Genomic DNA, 18,970 nt, shown 5'->3' on the forward strand with positions numbered 1-18,970 from the left:
GCGAGCACAGAGCTCGCCTTTGATCGCAGAGTTTGCACGGCTGATACTATTCTTCAGCGTACCCATGAATTCCAAGTAACTTACCATCAAGGTAAGCTTCTTTTTCGTCTTTCATGATCAAGCGTTCTTCAACCAGCCATTGCACGACCAGAGGATAAATCTTATGTTCCTGAGTCTGTACTCGTTCTGTAAGTGTTTCAACCGTGTCTTCATCAAAGATGGGCACTTTAGCCTGTAGGATCACCGGGCCACCATCCAGTTGTTCAGTGACAAAATGAACGCTTGTCCCATGCTCTTCATCACCAGCATGAATGGCTCGCTGGTAGGTGTTCAGACCTGGGTATTTCGGCAGTAGAGAAGGGTGGATATTGATCATTCGGCCTCTATAGTGGCGAACGAATTCACCACTTAAGATGCGCATGTACCCTGCGAGAACAATGACATCTGGCTTATATTCATCAATTTGCTTCATCAATTCATGATCAAACGCGTCGCGGGTATCGAATGATTTTGGATCCAAAAAGTGGGCTGCTGCGCCTGCTTTCTTAGCTCGCTCCAAGCCATAAGCTGTTGCTTTGTTTGAAAAAACAGCGGTCACTCGGCCAGTACTGATCTTGGTTTCACAAGCATCAATAATCGCCTGTAAGTTCGAACCATTTCCTGAAACTAAAACAACAATACTCTTCATAATTTATTTGATCTCTACTTGTTCTTCATCAGCACTGGCATCAGCGATTTCACCAATAACCCATGCCTTCTCACCTTCTGCTTCAAGCAACGCCACTGCCGCATTTGCTTGTTCTTTTGGCAGCGCAATAACTAGACCAACACCACAGTTGAATGTGCGGTACATTTCGTGAGTGGTCACATTGCCTTTTTCTTGCAGCCAGTTGAAAATCACAGGCCATTCCCAGCTATTGCCATCGATAACAGCTTTGGTGCCTTCAGGCAGTACGCGAGGAATATTTTCCCAGAAACCACCGCCAGTAATGTGAGAAATTGCATGAATGTCGTGCGCTTCAATCATTTTTAGCGCCGATTTGATGTAAATCTTTGTTGGTTCCAGCAGATGTTCGCCGATAGTACGGCCTGCTAGCTCTTCATTCTTATCTGCGCCCGACACTTCGAGAATCTTACGAATGAGTGAATAACCGTTTGAGTGAGGACCACTTGAACCTACCGCGATAAGCGCATCGCCTGCCGCGACTTTGCTGCCGTCGATAACATTTTCTTTTTCTACGACGCCAACACAGAAGCCTGCCACATCGTAGTCTTCCCCTTCGTACATGCCAGGCATTTCAGCAGTTTCACCACCAATAAGCGCACAACCGGCTTGTACACAGCCGTCAGCGATACCGGAAACAACGTCTGCCGCAGTATCAACATCCAGTTTGCCTGTCGCGTAGTAATCGAGGAAAAACAGTGGCTCAGCACCTTGCACAATCAAGTCATTTACGCACATAGCGACAAGGTCGATGCCTATGGTGTCGTGTTTTTTCATATCCAAAGCAAGACGAAGTTTGGTTCCAACCCCGTCAGTACCTGAGACCAGTACCGGCTGCTTATATTTGGTTGGTAGTTCGCACAAAGCACCAAAACCACCAATACCACCCATTACTTCTGGGCGGCGAGTACGTTTAACGGCACCTTTGATGCGATCAACAAGTGCGTTACCTGCATCGATATCTACGCCAGCGTCTTTATAGCTAAGAGAAGTGTTATCAGCACTCACAAGGAAGTCCTCAGTTTGAAAGTTGGATATGAAATCGGCGCTATTCTAACAGCGGATAAACCAATATAGCAAACGTTTGCGCTGGTTTTTTCTTTTGTTCTAGCGCAAGAATTTGAGAACGAAATCGTTTATAATCTGAAGGTTTGTTTAAAAATCACCTATGTATCCGGAGATGGAAATGAAAGTTGTTGAAGTAAAACACCCTCTTGTTAAACACAAACTGGGTCTAATGAGAGAAGGTGAGATCAGCACTAAGCGCTTTCGTGAGCTAGCAACTGAAGTCGGTAGCCTACTGACTTACGAAGCAACTGCAGACTTTGAAACAGAGAAAGTGACCATTGAAGGTTGGAATGGGCCGGTAGAAGTAGACCAGATTAAAGGCAAGAAAGTGACGGTTGTACCTATCTTACGTGCTGGTCTTGGCATGATGGATGGCGTGCTTGAACATATGCCAAGTGCGCGTATCAGTGTTGTGGGCATCTACCGTGATGAAGAAACACTAGAGCCGGTACCTTACTTTAATAAGCTAACATCTAATATTGATGAGCGTATTGCGCTGGTTGTAGACCCAATGCTTGCCACGGGCGGTTCAATGATCGCTACGATCGACCTGCTAAAAGAGCAAGGCTGTAAAGCGATTAAGGTCTTAGTTCTAGTTGCAGCGCCAGAAGGTATTGAAGCGCTAGAGAAAGCTCACCCAGATGTTGAACTGTTTACTGCCGCCATCGATGAAAAACTAAATGACAAAGGTTACATCGTTCCTGGTCTTGGTGATGCAGGCGATAAGATCTTCGGTACGGTATAAATTGAAGTATCTTAGCAAATAAAAACGGGAGCCAGCTGGCTCCCGTTTTTATAGGACAAGTTATTTCTTTAAACTTAATGTGCCGCCAGTGCGAGGCTTGTCAGATGGTCGCTGAGCGGGTTTATCTGACTTTGGTTTGTAGACGCTTTTGCCTTTATTGGTGCTCGGTTTAGATTTGGAATCTGATTTTCCTCCCCGCCCTTTTTTCGAATTAGGGGCGTGGCGAAATTCTTCGGCATTTTTGCCTTTGAATGTGCGCTGTTTTTGATTGCGCCTTGCTTTCGATTCCTGATTCTCTTCACGACTGTCAAATAGCTTGGCGTCAGTCGCTTTGCGAATGTTACGACCGCGTGAATCTACTTTTGAAGCGTCTTCCGTTCCACTCGATGACTCACACATTGCGAGAATTTCTCTGATCTCGTCATCGCTGAGGTAGCGCCACTGGCCATTTGGGATTCCATCGAGGGTGATATTCATGATACGAACTCGGCGAAGTTTGAAAACCTCATAACCCAGCGCTTCACACATACGACGGATTTGGCGGTTCAGGCCTTGTGTGAGGACAATACGAAAAGAGAATTTAGTCTCTTTAGTGACCTTACATGGCAACGTCCTGGTATCGAGAATATCGACACCTGAGCTCATTTTTTTGATGAACTGTTCGGTAATCGGTTTATCGACACGAACAACATACTCTTTTTCGTGATTATTGCCGGCGCGGAGGATCTTATTGACGATATCACCGTCATTGGTCAGAAAGATCAAGCCATCAGATGGTTTGTCTAGACGACCTATAGGAAAGATACGTTTCTTGTGGCCAATGAAATCAACAATGTTGCCAGGGATATCACGTTCAGTGGTACAGGTGATACCAGTCGGCTTATTCAAAGCGATATAAATAGGCTTGTCTGTGGCGGCGCTGATTGGCTTGTCATCGACACGAACATCGTCTCCCGGAAAAACCTTAGTCCCCATTTCGGGTACTTTTCCGTTAATAGTAACTCTACCTTGTTCGATTAGGCGATCAGCTTCTCGGCGTGAGCAAAAACCGGTCTCACTAATGAATTTGTTTAGGCGTTTGGCATCTTGTGACATGTTGTTCTCTCTAACGTTTCACAACGGCATTAATCGGAAATGAAAAAGCAGCCCTTTGGCTGCTTTGATATTCTAGCACTCTTATGATGACGGAGTAAGCTTAATCTCATTTCAAACCGTGCGTTGTCTAGCCAAGGCGTTTTTGATGGCGTTCTCGATTTTCGAGTTTTTTTTCTGAACTTTTACGTAGCATGACATAAACGGCACCGGTACCACCATGAAAGCGCTGTGTGCTATGAACGCATTGTACGTCACGAATTTGTTGTAACCACTGTGCGACATAGCTTTTCATTAATGCTGGTGGGTTAGATTTCTCACCGCGGCCATGGACAATAACCACGGTGCGAATATCCATTTGTATGCATTGCTTGAGGAATTTGACTACTTCATCACGGGCTTGTTTTAACGTATGCCGGTGTAAGTCTAAGCGGGCTTGAATAGGATACTTCCCTAAGCGTAACTTGCGATACACACCTTCTTGCACTCCATCGCGTTTAAACTCGATAATATCCTCAGGTTTAAGCATGGGAGCATGGTCAACAGACAAATACTCGGGATCGTCTTCGGTTAGCCAAATGGCGGCTTCACGCTTTGCGAGTTGTGCTTCGGTGACTTGATGGTGCTTTTTATGTTCGGCTGTATCATGTTGGATGGGCTTAACATCTCCCATCATTTCTTGGAATAAGGCGAAATCATCATCGTGAGACATAACTGCATCTCAGAGTAGGGAATGAGTAACTGTATTATACCCATGACAACGGATAATAGAGCAGAAATTTCTAATGCTGAAAGTAAAAAACCGAAGTAGACAAAGAATCTACTTCGGTGCATAGCGATACTCTATTCGAAAATAGGGCTAAGCGATCTAGTGAGGAGATTTGTCGTTCATTACTTTGTAAATGAAGTAACCGCCATAAAATAGCATCAGACCCAAAGCCCCAAAGATGACTAACATTGAAGATAGTCCAACTGCATTACCAAACAGGAGATTTAGCCAAAAGTCCATGTTCCCTCCAAATCCAAAGTAGTGATGACATGGATTAAATTAATAGACGGTTACAATACCGGTAATGATCTGGATCAATTGTATGGTTTTGGTTGCGTATTTGTTTCTTGTGCTGTGTTTGTGCTCACATTTTATCACCCGTTGGTGGTGTTTTAGTCAAACAAGCCTAAATGTAAAAAAACTTAGTAAAATGGCTTGCGTTAACGATCAGAATCCGTAATATACGCCTTCGTTGACGGGCAATCAGCTCGAAGAAACATCTCGGTGAATAGCGTAGCTTGATAACGCATCCTGGGGTTAGGAATAGCGGGAGTAGAGGGCGACCCTCTGATGCAGCGAAATCCTAGCAAAAATTTTCGGTGAATAGCGCAGCTTGGTAGCGCATCTGGTTTGGGACCAGAGGGTCGGGGGTTCGAATCCCTCTTCACCGACCACATTAAGAAAGCCTGCTTCTAAAGCAGGCTTTCGTCATTTTAGAGCATAGGTAACAGGATTAGAACCCGAATGGGGTTCGTCTGATATTAGGATCTGGCTTTTCTCTTTTCAACAGCAAACTTATTGCTGCAACGACTAATACTCAAACCCACAGTTTGCGGCCTTACTCTGCGAAAGTTGTGATACCTTAAAGCCACTATCTTTGAGCAAGTTCAAAACACTTTGCTCACCAATCAGATGCAATGCACCGACAACCATCACGTAAGAGCCCTTGCGTTTGGGTGACCAACTTGGTTCTGACAGTTGTTCCGCCCAGTCGATGTTTCTTTGGGTCATAAAACTATGTTCAAACTCTGGAGACATTTCTGTCAGGCTGGCGAATTCATTTAATTTATCCAAATCACCCGCTTTCCAACTTTCTATTAGGCAGTGAGTGGCATCTTCTGAGTGGTCAAATTCCTCTATTGCACTGAGCAGCAATTCCTTACCGGCTTCTTTTTGACCCGTTAACAGATCGATTTGAAATTGTGGCGTTTCCAAACTGATGACAGGAATGTCTCGGACAGTCGCTTTGTACATCAAATGAGTATCGATGCCATAAGCGGCTTGGTAGCCGAAGTACTCGATTTGTTTCATCTGTAATGCGAGCGCGGTTGCCCATGGCGGGGACTGCATCAACTGTTGTTGATCCATGTTAAGTAGGTTAGCTATCCCTTTGAGCTCGCCTTGCTGTGCTGGGCTCAGGACATCTTGGGTTAGTAACGTCACGGGCGGGTAGCTGACCCCCTGTGTTTTACGTATGTCTGTTTCCATGATTAACCCGTCACTTGACTTTAGTCGTTCAGTGATTGTTTGAGGCAGTGGGTACATGCTTTCATCTCCGACATGTACTGAACCCAGAATTAAATAGTTGAGTTTGCCCTTCTGTGCTTGCCAGTAAAGTGGTTCCGCCTGAGAGGAAGCCGAAATAGTCAGTGTGAAAAACAGTAGCCACAATTTATGCATGGAGGGAGTTACCTTACGGAAAATTTGTTGAAACCAGATTTTTTAACGTGATTTAACGAGAGTAAATTGAGCTTAAAATCACACTTTTTCATTTTCATTCCAAGCTTAGCGTAATCTGACCAAGACTGTCATGTGATCTGAGTCATGATTTATTAGTTGGCGTTATTGTTTGGTGTGATCCAGTTCTCAGTAATTTTGTTAAATCAGTCATGTCGATTTTGACGTCTAATTTAAATCTTTGTTTTAATTGTTTTTTTTAATTATTCAATTGTTTCTCTTTGAACAAGATCACTTTAGAAAATGATTAATTTTACGGCTGGAAATAACTCGCGATATGTTGTTTGCATCTTAGTTTAAGAGCCAACTGATGTTGGCTTAATTTACATTTCGGGGTAAGTCAGATGTTTAAACAAAATCTTCTAGCAACCTCTGTTGTTGCTACTTTAGCTGGGTGCTCGTCTTTTACGTCAACGGAGCAATCTACGGTTAACACGCTTGCGGATAACCTTGATATTCAATATGAAATACTAACTAACCACGGCGCAAATGAAAGTCTTGCATGTCAAGAGATGGGGGCTGAGTGGGCATCTTGTAACAAAGTAAACATGACGCTAGTTAACCAAGGTGAAGCGGTTGACTCTAAAGATTGGGCTATTTACTTCCACAGCATTCGTCTGATTCTGGATGTTGAAAACGAACAGTTCAAAATCTCTCGCGTTACGGGTGACCTACACAAACTAGAACCAACCGATAAGTTTGATGGTTTTGCTGCGGGTGAAGAGGTTGTGCTTCCTATTGTTGCTGAATACTGGCAGCTATTTGAAACTGACTTCATGCCAGGCGCGTTTGTTGCTGCACCAAATGCAGAGCCTAAGATGATCGCTTCTCTTAACACAGAAGACGTTGCCTCTTTCGTGACTGGCCTTGAGGGTAACAACCTAAAACGTACGCCAGATGACAACAACGTATTTGCAAACGCTGTGTCTCGTTTCGAGAAGAACCAAGACCTAGCAAAACAAGATGTATCAACCACGTTACTACCAACGCCAATGTCTGTTGAAGCAGGTAAAGGTACGGTAGATATAGCCTCGGGTATTGCGCTGCCTAAAGACGCATTCGATGCCACTCAATACGCAGCAATTCAAACACGCGGCGAAGTGGTAGGTGTGGATGTTCAAGGCTCCCTTCCTGTAAGCATCACTGTTGTTCCTGCAGACTTCAGCGGTGAGTTGGCAAAATCTGGTGCTTACGAAATGAGCATCAAAGGCGACGGTATTGTGATTAAAGCGTTCGACCAAGCAGGTGCTTTCTACGCAGTACAATCACTCTTTGGCCTGGTAGATAGCCAAAATGCTGATTCTCTACCACAACTGTCTATTAAAGATGCGCCGCGTTTTGATTACCGTGGTGTGATGGTGGATGTGGCTCGTAACTTCCACTCGAAAGACGCAATTCTTGCAACGCTTGACCAAATGGCTGCGTACAAGATGAACAAACTACACCTTCACCTAACGGACGATGAAGGCTGGCGTATAGAAATCCCGGGTCTGCCTGAGCTGACAGAAGTGGGCGCTAACCGTTGTTTCGATTTGGAAGAGAAAAGCTGTTTACTGCCTCAGCTTGGCTCAGGTTCAACATCAGATAACTTTGGCTCTGGCTACTTCAGCAAAGCAGATTACGTGGAAATCTTGAAATACGCGAAAGCGCGTAACATTGAAGTGATTCCTGAAATCGATATGCCAGCGCACGCTCGTGCAGCCGTGGTATCAATGGAAGCACGTTACGACCGCCTAATGGAAGAAGGTAAAGAAGCACAAGCGAATGAATACCGCCTGATGGATCCTCAAGATACATCGAACGTAACCACGGTTCAGTTCTACAACAAGCAAAGCTTCATTAACCCATGTATGGAATCTTCAACTCGCTTTGTTGATAAAGTGATTTCAGAAGTAGCAGCGATGCACATCGAGGCGGGCACGCCGTTAACAACATGGCACTTTGGTGGTGACGAAGCGAAGAACATCAAGCTAGGTGCTGGTTTCCAAGATGTGAACGCTGAAGACAAAGTAAGCTGGAAAGGCACGATTGACCTATCTAAGCAAGACAAGCCATTCGCACAGTCTCCACAATGTCAGACGCTAATTGCAGACGTTACGGTAAGCGACTTTGCTCATCTACCAAGCCATTTTGCGGAAGAAGTGTCGAAGATTGTTGCTGAGAAAGGCATTCCAAACTTCCAAGCTTGGCAAGATGGTTTGAAATACAGTGACGGCGAAAAAGCGTTCGCTACAGAAAATACTCGCGTAAACTTCTGGGACGTTCTTTACTGGGGCGGTACTTCGTCAGTGTACGAGTGGTCTAAGAAAGGTTACGACGTGATTGTTTCTAACCCAGATTACGTGTACATGGATATGCCATACGAAGTTGACCCGAAAGAGCGTGGTTACTACTGGGCAACACGTGCAACGGATACTCGTAAGATGTTTGGCTTTGCACCAGAGAACATGCCTCAAAACGCAGAAACTTCTGTAGATCGCGATGGCAATGGCTTTACTGGTAAAGGTGAAATCGAAGCGAAACCTTTCTACGGTCTATCTGCACAACTTTGGTCTGAGACAGTACGTAACGACGAGCAATACGAGTACATGGTATTCCCTCGCGTCCTCGCTGCTGCTGAGCGTGCATGGCACCGTGCTGATTGGGAAAACGACTACAAAGTGGGTGTTGAATATTCGCAAAACTCTAACCTAGTAGACAAAGCTGCGCTAAACCAAGACTACAACCGCTTTGCGAACGTACTTGGCCAACGTGAACTGGCTAAGCTAGAGAAATCAGGTATCGACTACCGCCTACCTGTACCTGGTGCGAAAGTAGAAGATGGAACGCTTGCAATGAACGTTCAGTTCCCTGGTGTCAAGCTTCAATACTCTCTAGACGGCAAGAACTGGCTAACTTACGCAGATAATGCTCGTCCAAATGTGAAAGGTGAAGTCTTCATCCGCTCTGTGTCTGATACCGGCGAGAGAGTAAGCCGCGTGACTAGCGTGAAGTGATTTTCTCCCTTTCCGATAGAGGGAAAAGCAAACAAAAACGCCCGATCTATGATAGGTCGGGCGTTTTCATATATGAAGCTGCGATTAAGCGATTTGAGTTTGCTGCTCTTCTATTTGCTCAGCATTGCTGATTGGAGATTCTGCGCCGTGCATCCAACGAACCAGTGTGTTTGAGAACAAGAGCAAAATGACACCAGATATGATCGCGGTAACCGCGATGCCACTAAAGATAGCAAATGCGCCAAGTTCGCCAACATGTGAGCCAACATAGCCAGCGACATAGTTAGCAATCGCATTACAGCCGAACCACGCGCCCATCATCAGAGAAGCGAGGCGGAGCGGGGCTAACTTAGTCACTAATGACAAACCGATTGGAGACAGGCAAAGCTCACCGAGGGTATGGAAGAAGAAAGCGCCAACTAGCCATAGCATGGAGGTTTTCACCGTGGTATCACCACCTTGTTCAATTACCGCACCGACCATACATAGGAAGCCAAGTGCGAGGAAGAACATAGCAAGAGCAAATTTGACCGGTGAGTTTGGCTCACGTTTTCCAAGCTTGACCCAAAGTACTGCAAGTAAAGGAGCAAGTGTAATGATGAAGAATGGATTAAGTGATTGGAACCAAGCCGCAGGTACTTCGAAGCCGCCAATCATACGATCTGTGTATTGCTGGGTGTAGATGTTCATCAGGCCACCCGCTTGCTCAAAGCCAGCCCAGAAGACAATAGTGAACAGGCTCATCACCAAAATAACTTTGATGCGGTCAAACTCTTCTTTCGTTAATGGCTCTTTCTTAGAGGACTTTTTGAGGGCCAAATCTCTCTTGGCTGCAGGCTCACGGCCAATGTCCCCAAGCCATGACTGAGCGAGGCTCATCTGCATGATCAGGCTGATGAGCATACCGATACCCGCGACAACAAAGCCAGACTTCCAGCCAAATTCATTGGTAACAGAGCCCGCGACAACTCCTGCTAGTAGCGCGCCTATGTTGATACCCATGTAAAAAATGGTAAACGCTCCATCGCGTCGGTTATCGCCTTCCTGATACAAGTCACCCACCATGGTTGAGATGTTTGGCTTAAATAGGCCATTACCCGCAATTAAAAGCGCAAGACCGAGATAAAAGGTGTGTACGGTACCTAGCCCCAACATATCTGCTGGCATGGCTAAGGTGAATTGGCCGACGGCCATTAAAGCGCCACCAATAAGAATAGAGCGGCGTTGTCCGAGGTAGTTATCGGCTAGCCATCCGCCAATAAGGGGAGTGATGTAAACGAGTCCAGTATAGATGCCGTAGAGATCCAAAGCATCTTTAGTCGACCAGCCTAAACCACCATCAAGTGTTGCATCGGTAAGGTAAAGAACAAGGATTGCACGCATTGCGTAGTAAGAAAAGCGTTCCCAAAGTTCGGTACCGAACAAAAGGAACAAGCCACGAGGGTGTCCAAAGAATTGTTGATGTTGGTTTGACATAAATATTACTAATGTTTGTTATTAAAGAATTTTATTTGTTTCCTACATATACTCCGTAGTAGATCTATCTGCAATGGCTCTATTTATTAGTCATGCTTATGGTTTTGTTGTAACTGTTTGAAATAAAAGAAATAATGGCTTTTAATTGCTGAAAATAACGTACCATAAACTTAGTTTGCAAAATCGAGATTATGATTTTTACAATATGCTGTCATATCTGAAAAAAGAAGAAGTGGGCAGCGCTGAGAAAGGGTGGCTAGTAAGTGAGCAAACTGATTGCTTTGCAGTATTTGAAGAAGTTTGTTGTGAAATAAGAAAGAGGCTCAATGAGCCTCTTTTAAGTTTGGTTAGTATGAGTCGTTGTGAACACTCTGAACAGCTCGGCCTGATGGGTCAGCCATGTCCTTGAATGACTCGTCCCATTCAATCGCCTTAGCTGAAGAACAAGCGACTGATGGGCCGCCAGGGACACATTCTGCCGCCGATGGAAGCGGGAATAGTTCTTCAAAGATTTCACGGTATACATAGCCTTCTTTTGTTGTCGGCGTGTTGTATGGGAAGCGGTAGGCAGCCGTTTCCATTTGCTGATCAGAGACTTTTGCTTCAGCCACTTCTTTAAGCGTATCGATCCAGCTGTATCCGACACCATCAGAGAACTGCTCTTTCTGACGCCATGCGATTGAATCTGGTAGGTAGTGTTCGAAACACTCACGCAGGATGTGTTTCTCCATCTTACCGTTACCACACATCTTATCTTCTGGGTTCAGACGCATTGCCACGTCGATAAATTCTTTGTCTAGGAAAGGCACTCGACCTTCAACGCCCCATGCCGCAAGTGATTTGTTGGCACGTGCACAGTCAAACATGTTGAGAGCAAGCAGCTTACGTACTGTCTCTTCATGGAACTCTTTCGCGTTTGGTGCTTTGTGGAAGTAGAGGTAGCCACCGAAGATTTCATCGGCACCTTCACCAGAAAGCACCATCTTGATACCCATTGCTTTAATTTTACGACCCATAAGGAACATAGGCGTCGAAGCTCGGATGGTTGTTACGTCATAGGTCTCGATATGGTAGATAACGTCACGAATAGCATCGAGACCTTCTTGAATCGTGTAGGTCATCTCGTGGTGAACCGTACCGATTTTGTCTGCCACTTCTCGCGCTGCTTTGAGATCAGGAGCACCTTCAAGACCTACCGCAAAAGAGTGGAGTTGCGGCCACCACGCTTCTGATTTCTCATCATCTTCAATACGCATCGCCGCAAAACGTTTTGCTACCGCTGAAGTAATAGAAGAGTCCAAGCCGCCAGAGAGAAGCACACCGTAAGGCACGTCTGTCATGAGCTGGCGCTTAACTGCAGCTTCAAGTGCTTCAGTCAACTCTTCTTTGCTGGTGGAGTTGCCTTGGACTGCAGCGTACTCATTCCAGTCACGGATGTAGTAGCGTTGAGGCTCTGCATCACCACTTCCATAGTAACAACCAGGAGGGAATTCGCTGACGGTTTTACATACTGGCACCAATGCTTTCATTTCAGAAGCGACATAGTAGTTACCGTGTTCATCGTAACCTTGGTAAAGCGGAATGATGCCAATGTGATCACGGCCGACGAGATAGGTGTCTTTCTCTTCATCATACAGAACGAATGCGAAAATACCGTTGAGTTCTTCGAGAAGGTCAGCGCCCATATCTTGGTAAAGCGCTAGGATGACTTCACAGTCAGAGTCGGTTTGAAAATCGTATTTACCTTCATAACGTGCACGGATTTCCTTGTGGTTGTAGATTTCACCGTTTACCGCAAGGATGTGCTTTTTATCAGCGCTATACAGAGGTTGTGCTCCACTATTTAATCCAACAATAGCAAGACGCTCATGAGCGAGAATGGCTTTGTCTGAAGAATAGATACCTGACCAGTCTGGGCCACGGTGACGAAGCTTCTTAGACATTTCCAGTGCTATTGGTCGAAGGGATTGAGCATCACTTTTGATGTCTAGAATACCGAAGATAGAACACATACAACTTCCTTATAAACCTTATTTAATCTGCTGAGTTCAATTTGCCATTTTGATTAAAAAAATCAACACTCACTGATAAAAAAGTTTAACTAACAAGGTTGTTGTTAAATTTTATCTAGCATTAGACTTGATTTGGTGAATGAGATCTATGTTTGGTTCGTTTTTTGAACGATTTAAGGTGTTAGTAAAGAAAAGGCAGCTATGTCGCTGCCTTGTTCGTACGTTATTGTGAAGTGCTGAAGGTCGGTTTCAATTGCTCACAGACGTGCCTAGCGAAGCCACTCCCTGCTTCGCTATATATGTTAAACGCAGCGTCTACCCCTCCTTCATTCAGGCTTTCAAGCTGATCAGGGTATGCTGCGATAGCTGCGATCTGGCCTTGAAATTTTTTGCTCTGTAGCTGCTCTAGTGCAGTTTGGTTCCCTTGGTGATGAGGCATGGCGAGTAGAACTAACTTTACGTTGGCCGTATCGAGGATACGTTCCCAGAAGTCAGGGTCAGTGGCATCTCCGGCGATCACATTTCGTCCTTCAGCTTGATGCTGTACAGCGGCGTCCTCTCTCACTTCAATACCTAAGCAAATCTTTCCATAACGCGAGCGTAACTCATCATAGGCACCAGTGCCTATGCGTCCCATACCAAGGATCAGAACTTGAGCATTCCCCGGATTAATGAGCTGATCGCGAGTGTGAAGTTTCTCCGCTGCATGTTCTTTTAACCAGCGGCCAGAACGACGGTATAACTCGTGGCCTTTACGGTTGAGTGGTGATGCTAGAACAAAGGAGATGGAGACTGCCAATGCTAAAGCAACCAATATATCTCCGCTCATCCAGCCCATTTTAAAGGCGAGTCCACCAACGATGAGACCGAATTCACTAAAGTTAAATAGGCTCAGTGTGGTGAGTAATGAAGTCCGTACACGGAACTTAAAGGTATTCAGTACGGCAAAATATAGAATCCCTTTCAGTGGCAATAGCAGTAAGAACAAAATAGCTAAGGCAAAACCTGACATGGTAGGTTGCGCTGCCAAACCGATATTGAGGAAAAAACAAACGAGAAAAAGTTCTTTGAGATTAAACAGTGATTTAGAAAGTTCTGATGCCTTGCGGTGCCCAGCAAGGAGCATTCCTAGGATCAAAGCGCCAAGATCTGGCTTCATTCCGACCAGCTCGAATAACCCAGCACCGACGACTAGCGCAAAGAAAATACCGAATAGTACCAGCATTTCGCCATGGCCAACCCAGTCGAGCATCTTGTAAAAGGCAGGGCGCAATAATGGTAGAGCAAAGAGTACAATGGCGTACCACTCAGGCAGTTTGCCCGTTGAAGCGGTTAGAAACACCACAGCAAAGATGTCCTGCATAACTAGAATACCAATCGCCATAGTGCCGTAAGTGGCATTCATCTCCCCTTTTTCTTGGAGAGATTTCACGGCGAAAACGGTACTAGAGAAAGAGAGTGCGAAACCAAGCAGGAGCAATTGCTCTGCAGACATGCTCGCTAGTGAGCTGACACCTAAGAATTTGAAGCAGAGTAGGGCAGCACTAAATAAAAGGGTAGATAGCAGATTGTGTATGGTGGCCCCCGCCCAGATTTCTTTGGATAGTAGTGTTTTGATATCCAGTTTTAAACCGATTGTGAACAGCAAGAGGGTCACTCCAAGATCGGCCAGCGTGACTATGGTGCCATTCGTTTCAAAACCAAAAGCGTGCAAAGCAAAACCAGCCAGTAAGAAACCGACCAAAGGGGGCAAGTTGCACTTGAGGGCAATGAACCCAGCCAGAAAGGCGGAAGAGATTAAAATGAGTTCCATATGAATCTGATTCTTGTCCTAATAAAAACGGGTTACATAATTGTAACCCGTTATTCTAACTCAACTGATTGCTTACTAGATCAATCTTCGAGCAATTTTTGTAACAAAACGCCGTTTAGCATCGCACGTTTTATCATTGCAAATGCCCCAATCGTTGGCTGGCTATCGATCTCAGAGGCGACAATCGGCAGTCCACTGTGGAAAGTAGTGAGAGACTGGTTTTCCACATTGCGGCGAATTGCAGGGAAAATAATCTCTTCGCAACGGGTAATATCCCCGGCGATAACGATTTTTTGTGGGTTAAACAAGTTAATAGTAATTGCAATGGCTTTACCTAACTGGTTACCTACTCGAACCAAACTTTGTTTGGCCAGTTCATCACCCATGTTTGCGTGATCACACACTTCTTTAATCGTAATGGTTTCCAGTTCTGTCAGGCTGGATTCATAACCTTGTTTGATTAATTTTTTTACTCGCTCAACGATCGCAGGGTTAGCTGCTACCGTTTCGAGGCAACCAAAGTTACCGCACTGGCATTGTTCCCCTAGGGGATCGATCTGAATATGACCAATTTCACCGACGTTGCGATTGAAACCCAAGAAAACTTGGCCGTTGACGATAATACCTGCCCCTGTACCACGATGAACACTGACTAAAATCGAATCTTGGCAATCTTTACTCGCGCCAAAGTAATGTTCCGCAAGCGCCATACCTCGAACATCATTACCGACGAAGCATTGAACATGGAAGGTGTTTTCGATCAGCTCGGCGAGGGCAAGGTTATCGATACTGATGTTAGGCATATACTCGACAACGCCAGTTTCAGGGTTTACCAGACCGGGTAGAGAAACACCAATGGCGATCAACTGGTTGATGACCGAGTGGTTAGATTGAATAAAGTTTTTTAGGTGAGAGGTGAGACCGTCAACTAAATCTTCTTGAGTGGTATAGAAGAATTCCTGATATCCAGAAACCAATTCTTTACCACCAAGATTGTAGAGGCTGAATTGAATGTAATCTCTGCCCAAACGTACGGCTACTGAATGGAAAGGCTCGACTTCGGTGGTCAGTGAAATCGCACGACGCCCTCCCGTTGAGGCTTGCTGTGCGACTTCTTTGATAAGACCACGTTCGAGTAATTGGCGGGTGATTTTTGTAACGCTTGCTGGCGCGAGTTGACTAACGTCCGCGACTTGGATTCGAGATATCGGCCCTTGTTGATCGATCAGTCGATAAACTGCTGCGCTATTTAGCTGTTTTACTAAGTCTACGTTACCTATTTGTCCGCCATTCATTCTTAACTTTGCTCGTATTGTCCATTAACAACCGTCGCTTGAACTTTGAAGTCACGATCGAAGACTGTCAGATTTGCAACCATGCCTTGTTTGATACGGCCTAGTTGCTCATCAACCCCTATTGCTTTCGCTGGGTATAGGGTTGCCATGCGAAGTGCTTCGTCCAGCGCGATACCGACGTGCTCAACGGTATTTTGTACAGCTTCTATCATTGTCAGTGCTGAACCGCCTAGTGTGCCATTTTCATCAACACACTTACCATCTCGGTAATATACTTTCTTACCAACAAAAATAAAGTAATCCATGTCAGCGCCTGCAGGAGCTGTGGCATCTGTCACTAATACTAATTTTTCGCCTTTGATTTTGTGAGCGATGCGAATGTTTGCATAATCGACGTGGAACCCATCGGCGATGACGCCCGCGTAAACGTCTGAGGTATCGTAGATTGCTCCAACTACCCCAGGCTCACGCCCTACCATAGGCGTCATTGCATTAAATAGATGAGTAGCGAACGTGATACCAGCGTCAAAGCTCTGACGAGCTTCAGAATACGTCGCATTGGTATGACCGATTGATACGACAATCCCCGCAGCTCTTAGGCGTTTGATGTGTGCAGGGTCATTATGTTCTGGTGCGAGTGTCACTTTTGCAATGACATCTGCGTTTTCACACATGAAATCGATCATGCTGTCTTCTGATGGTCGGATATGATCAACGCTATGAATGCCTTTTTTCATCACATTTAAATACGGCCCCTCAAGGTGCAGACCTAGTGATTGGTTTTGGTATTGAGCATGGTAATCACGTGCAGCTGATACTGCTTGACGCATATCTTCATCAGAAGAAGTGATAAGAGTTGGAAGGAAGCTAGTACAGCCAGACTTAAGATTTGCTTCATGCATGATTTGCATGGTTTCAGCAGTGATCTCGTCATTCAACATGACACCACCACAACCATTTAGCTGCAGATCGATAAATCCGGGACTAAGATTTGCTCCGTTTAAGTCCTGAACTTCAATATCATGAGGAAGGTCAGCTACCGGGCATAGCGAATCTATCAGTTGGTCTTTAATGACGACTGCGTGGTCGACAAGAACGTCGTTGCCGGTGAAGATCTTACAGTTAGTTAGCGCATACATGGTTAGCTAATCCTTATAAGTTTGATTTTTAATACTTCTATCCGCCTAACTGAAACATTCATTACGTATCTTTATACTTTATTCGTGAGCTTCAATTAGGTCGCAAAATATCTTGAGCAAGCAAGAGATATTCTATCTGAAATTACATTCTGTCTCATTTAAAAGCTTGCTGAATATGAAGAAGCTTACTGGGTAATACCAGATAGACTTCTTGAACTACGAGCATTGTCATGATGATAATAAGTTCAGAATACCGTGAATATTAGGTGTGCGGTGCTATTTTTTTGTATTGTAAAATAAGTTTTATGATCTCGCTAGCAAAATCCTCGAATTAGGCCATTTTCTGGTGATTATGATCACAATTGATAAGGTTTTAATTTGCGGGGCAAAATTAATGGCATACACTGAGCAGGACTAAATTGAGCGAATAAAAAAAGTCGCTCAGCCAAAAATACAAAAATCCTATAGGGGGAACTATACGGTGAATATTCTCGGATACTTTCAGAAGGTAGGTAAGGCGCTTATGGTGCCTGTAGCTACTCTTCCTGCTGCAGCAATACTCATGGGTATTGGTTACTGGATAGACCCAGCAGGTTGGGGTGGTAACAGTGCAGTTGCCGCTTTCCTAGTCCAAGCTGGTGCAGCAATCATTGATAACATGTCTGTATTGTTTGCAATTGGTGTTGCTTACGGTATGTCAAAAGACAAAGATGGCGCAGCTGCTCTCGCAGGCTTCGTTGCTTACACAGTCATTACCACTTTACTTAGCCCTGGTACGGTCGAGCAAATTGGCCTAGTAGCTCTTGATGACCCAGAAACTAAATTGGCTTTTGCTAAAGTTGGTAACCAGTTTATTGGTATTCTTTCTGGTATTGTTGCTGCTGAGCTCTACAACCGTTATTACCAAGTTGAGCTACCAAAAGCATTGGCGTTCTTCTCAGGCAAGCGCCTAGTACCAATCCTAACTTCTTTCGCCGGTATCATCCTCTCTTTTGTGCTTATGTACGTGTGGCCAGTCATCTTTACGGGTCTAGTCTCTTTCGGTGAAGGCATCACTAACCTAGGTGAGGTTGGTTCTGGTTTGTACGGCTTCTTCAACCGTCTACTTATCCCTGTAGGTCTGCACCATGCGCTAAACTCTGTATTTTGGTTTGACATGGCTGGCATTAATGACTTGGGTAACTTCTGGGCGGCAGGTAACGTTGTCGAGCAAGGTGGTCAACTTGTTAAATTAAACTCTGATGGTGAAGTGATTGGTGTTATTGGTGAGCTAGGTCGCTACATGGGAGGTTACTTCCCTGTAATGATGTTTGGTCTGCCAGGTGCTGCACTTGCTATCTACCACACTGCTAAACCTGAGAATAAAGCCAAAGTTGCTTCTATTATGATTGCTGCTGGTTTTGCATCGTTCTTTACTGGTGTTACTGAGCCTCTTGAGTTTTCATTCATGTTCCTAGCGCCTGTGTTATATGTTATACACGCGGCTCTAACAGGGATTTCTCTATACATTGCTGACCTAATGAACTGGACCGCTGGCTTTGGCTTCTCTGCAGGCTTAGTTGATATGGTTCTATCTTCAGCGAAACCTGAGTCAAACCAATGGTATATGCTAATCCTTCAAGGTTTTGTGTTCTTCGCTCTGTACTACACAATCTTCCGTACTGTTATCGTGAAGTTTGGTCTGAAGACCCCGGGTCGCGAAGACGACGAAAGCGCTGAAACGTCTGGTGTGACAGGCTCTGAAAATTCTTCTGAGCTAGCGAAACAATACCTTAAAGCTCTTGGCGGTCACAGCAACATCGATAATATCGATGCTTGTATCACTCGCCTACGTCTCACTATCAAAGACACTAGCTTAATCAGTGAGAAGACACTGAAAGACTTGGGAGCGATGGGAGTTGTGAAGCTTGGTTCTAACAATGTCCAAGTTATTCTAGGACCCTTAGCTGAAATCGTTGCGGGTGAAATGAAAAACATCCCAGCGGATGCTGATTTATCAGATGTGCAATTACCAGCTTAGCTTGCTAGCTAGCTAAAAACTTTAGTCTTATACAAAATCCCCAAGTACACACTTGGGGATTTTTTGTATTCACTTCTTCTCGGA

The 18,970-nt window shown here is 45.0% G+C and carries 14 protein-coding genes and 1 tRNA gene; 4 read left to right on the forward strand and 11 right to left on the reverse strand.

Annotated features, from left to right (window positions below; all coding sequences use genetic code 11):
* Positions 1-46: 46 nt before the first annotated feature.
* Positions 47-688 carry a phosphoribosylglycinamide formyltransferase gene (purN, locus tag L1D23_RS14300; protein WP_239867412.1) on the reverse strand — a complete coding sequence of 214 codons (642 nt, stop codon included), beginning with the start codon at positions 686-688 and terminating at the stop codon, positions 47-49.
* 3 nt (positions 689-691) lie between these two features.
* Positions 692-1,732 (reverse strand): phosphoribosylformylglycinamidine cyclo-ligase, encoded by a 1,041-nt coding sequence (purM, locus tag L1D23_RS14305; protein WP_239837530.1) that lies wholly within the window; start codon positions 1,730-1,732, stop codon positions 692-694.
* 178 nt (positions 1,733-1,910) lie between these two features.
* Here purM and upp point away from each other — a divergent pair, with 178 nt between their 5' ends.
* Complete coding sequence (gene upp / locus L1D23_RS14310; protein WP_239837531.1) at positions 1,911-2,537, forward strand: uracil phosphoribosyltransferase; 627 nt, start codon at positions 1,911-1,913, stop codon at positions 2,535-2,537.
* A 60-nt stretch (positions 2,538-2,597) separates the two neighbouring features.
* Here the strand turns inward: upp and rluF are convergent, their stop codons facing one another.
* From rluF to L1D23_RS14325, 3 genes are all read right to left on the reverse strand, one after another.
* Positions 2,598-3,632, reverse strand: coding sequence for a 23S rRNA pseudouridine(2604) synthase RluF (rluF, locus tag L1D23_RS14315; RefSeq protein WP_239867414.1), 1,035 nt, complete (start codon positions 3,630-3,632; stop codon positions 2,598-2,600).
* Between the two features lie 127 nt (positions 3,633-3,759).
* Complete coding sequence (gene smrA, locus L1D23_RS14320) at positions 3,760-4,341, reverse strand: DNA endonuclease SmrA (protein ID WP_239867417.1); 582 nt, start codon at positions 4,339-4,341, stop codon at positions 3,760-3,762.
* A 156-nt stretch (positions 4,342-4,497) separates the two neighbouring features.
* Positions 4,498-4,638, reverse strand: coding sequence for a DUF3149 domain-containing protein (locus L1D23_RS14325; RefSeq protein WP_006959603.1), 141 nt, complete (start codon positions 4,636-4,638; stop codon positions 4,498-4,500).
* Between the two features lie 357 nt (positions 4,639-4,995).
* Between L1D23_RS14325 and L1D23_RS14330 the strand changes: the two genes are divergently transcribed.
* Positions 4,996-5,072 (forward strand) — tRNA-Pro (locus tag L1D23_RS14330).
* A gap of 136 nt (positions 5,073-5,208) precedes the next feature.
* Here L1D23_RS14330 and L1D23_RS14335 read toward each other — a convergent pair.
* On the reverse strand, positions 5,209-6,078 hold the full coding sequence (locus tag L1D23_RS14335) for a TraB/GumN family protein (RefSeq protein WP_239867420.1): 870 nt from the start codon (positions 6,076-6,078) through the stop codon (positions 5,209-5,211).
* A gap of 401 nt (positions 6,079-6,479) precedes the next feature.
* Here L1D23_RS14335 and L1D23_RS14340 point away from each other — a divergent pair, with 401 nt between their 5' ends.
* A complete protein-coding gene (locus L1D23_RS14340; protein ID WP_239867423.1) occupies positions 6,480-9,131 on the forward strand; it encodes a beta-N-acetylhexosaminidase in 2,652 nt (883 codons plus the stop codon).
* A gap of 84 nt (positions 9,132-9,215) precedes the next feature.
* Here L1D23_RS14340 and L1D23_RS14345 read toward each other — a convergent pair whose 3' ends face one another.
* The 5 genes from L1D23_RS14345 to nagA form a co-directional block, all read right to left on the reverse strand.
* On the reverse strand, positions 9,216-10,607 hold the full coding sequence (locus tag L1D23_RS14345; RefSeq protein WP_239867426.1) for a peptide MFS transporter: 1,392 nt from the start codon (positions 10,605-10,607) through the stop codon (positions 9,216-9,218).
* Positions 10,608-10,954: 347 nt separating this feature from the next.
* Positions 10,955-12,619: an asparagine synthase B gene (gene asnB / locus L1D23_RS14350; RefSeq protein WP_239867429.1), complete on the reverse strand. Its 1,665-nt coding sequence runs from the start codon at positions 12,617-12,619 to the stop codon at positions 10,955-10,957.
* Positions 12,620-12,842: 223 nt separating this feature from the next.
* Positions 12,843-14,432 (reverse strand): cation:proton antiporter family protein, encoded by a 1,590-nt coding sequence (locus L1D23_RS14355; protein ID WP_239867432.1) that lies wholly within the window; start codon positions 14,430-14,432, stop codon positions 12,843-12,845.
* Between the two features lie 80 nt (positions 14,433-14,512).
* The gene (locus tag L1D23_RS14360) at positions 14,513-15,727 is read right to left on the reverse strand and encodes an ROK family protein (RefSeq protein WP_239837539.1); all 1,215 of its coding nucleotides are present in this window, start codon (positions 15,725-15,727) and stop codon (positions 14,513-14,515) included.
* A gap of 2 nt (positions 15,728-15,729) precedes the next feature.
* Positions 15,730-16,866 carry an N-acetylglucosamine-6-phosphate deacetylase gene (nagA, locus tag L1D23_RS14365; protein ID WP_239867435.1) on the reverse strand — a complete coding sequence of 379 codons (1,137 nt, stop codon included), beginning with the start codon at positions 16,864-16,866 and terminating at the stop codon, positions 15,730-15,732.
* 481 nt (positions 16,867-17,347) lie between these two features.
* Between nagA and nagE the strand changes: the two genes are divergently transcribed.
* Positions 17,348-18,886: an N-acetylglucosamine-specific PTS transporter subunit IIBC gene (gene nagE, locus L1D23_RS14370; protein ID WP_239837541.1), complete on the forward strand. Its 1,539-nt coding sequence runs from the start codon at positions 17,348-17,350 to the stop codon at positions 18,884-18,886.
* Positions 18,887-18,970: the final 84 nt, after the last annotated feature.

It is taken from the genome of Vibrio sp. Isolate24, assembly GCF_022398215.1.
Lineage (GTDB): Bacteria > Pseudomonadota > Gammaproteobacteria > Enterobacterales > Vibrionaceae > Vibrio > Vibrio coralliilyticus_A.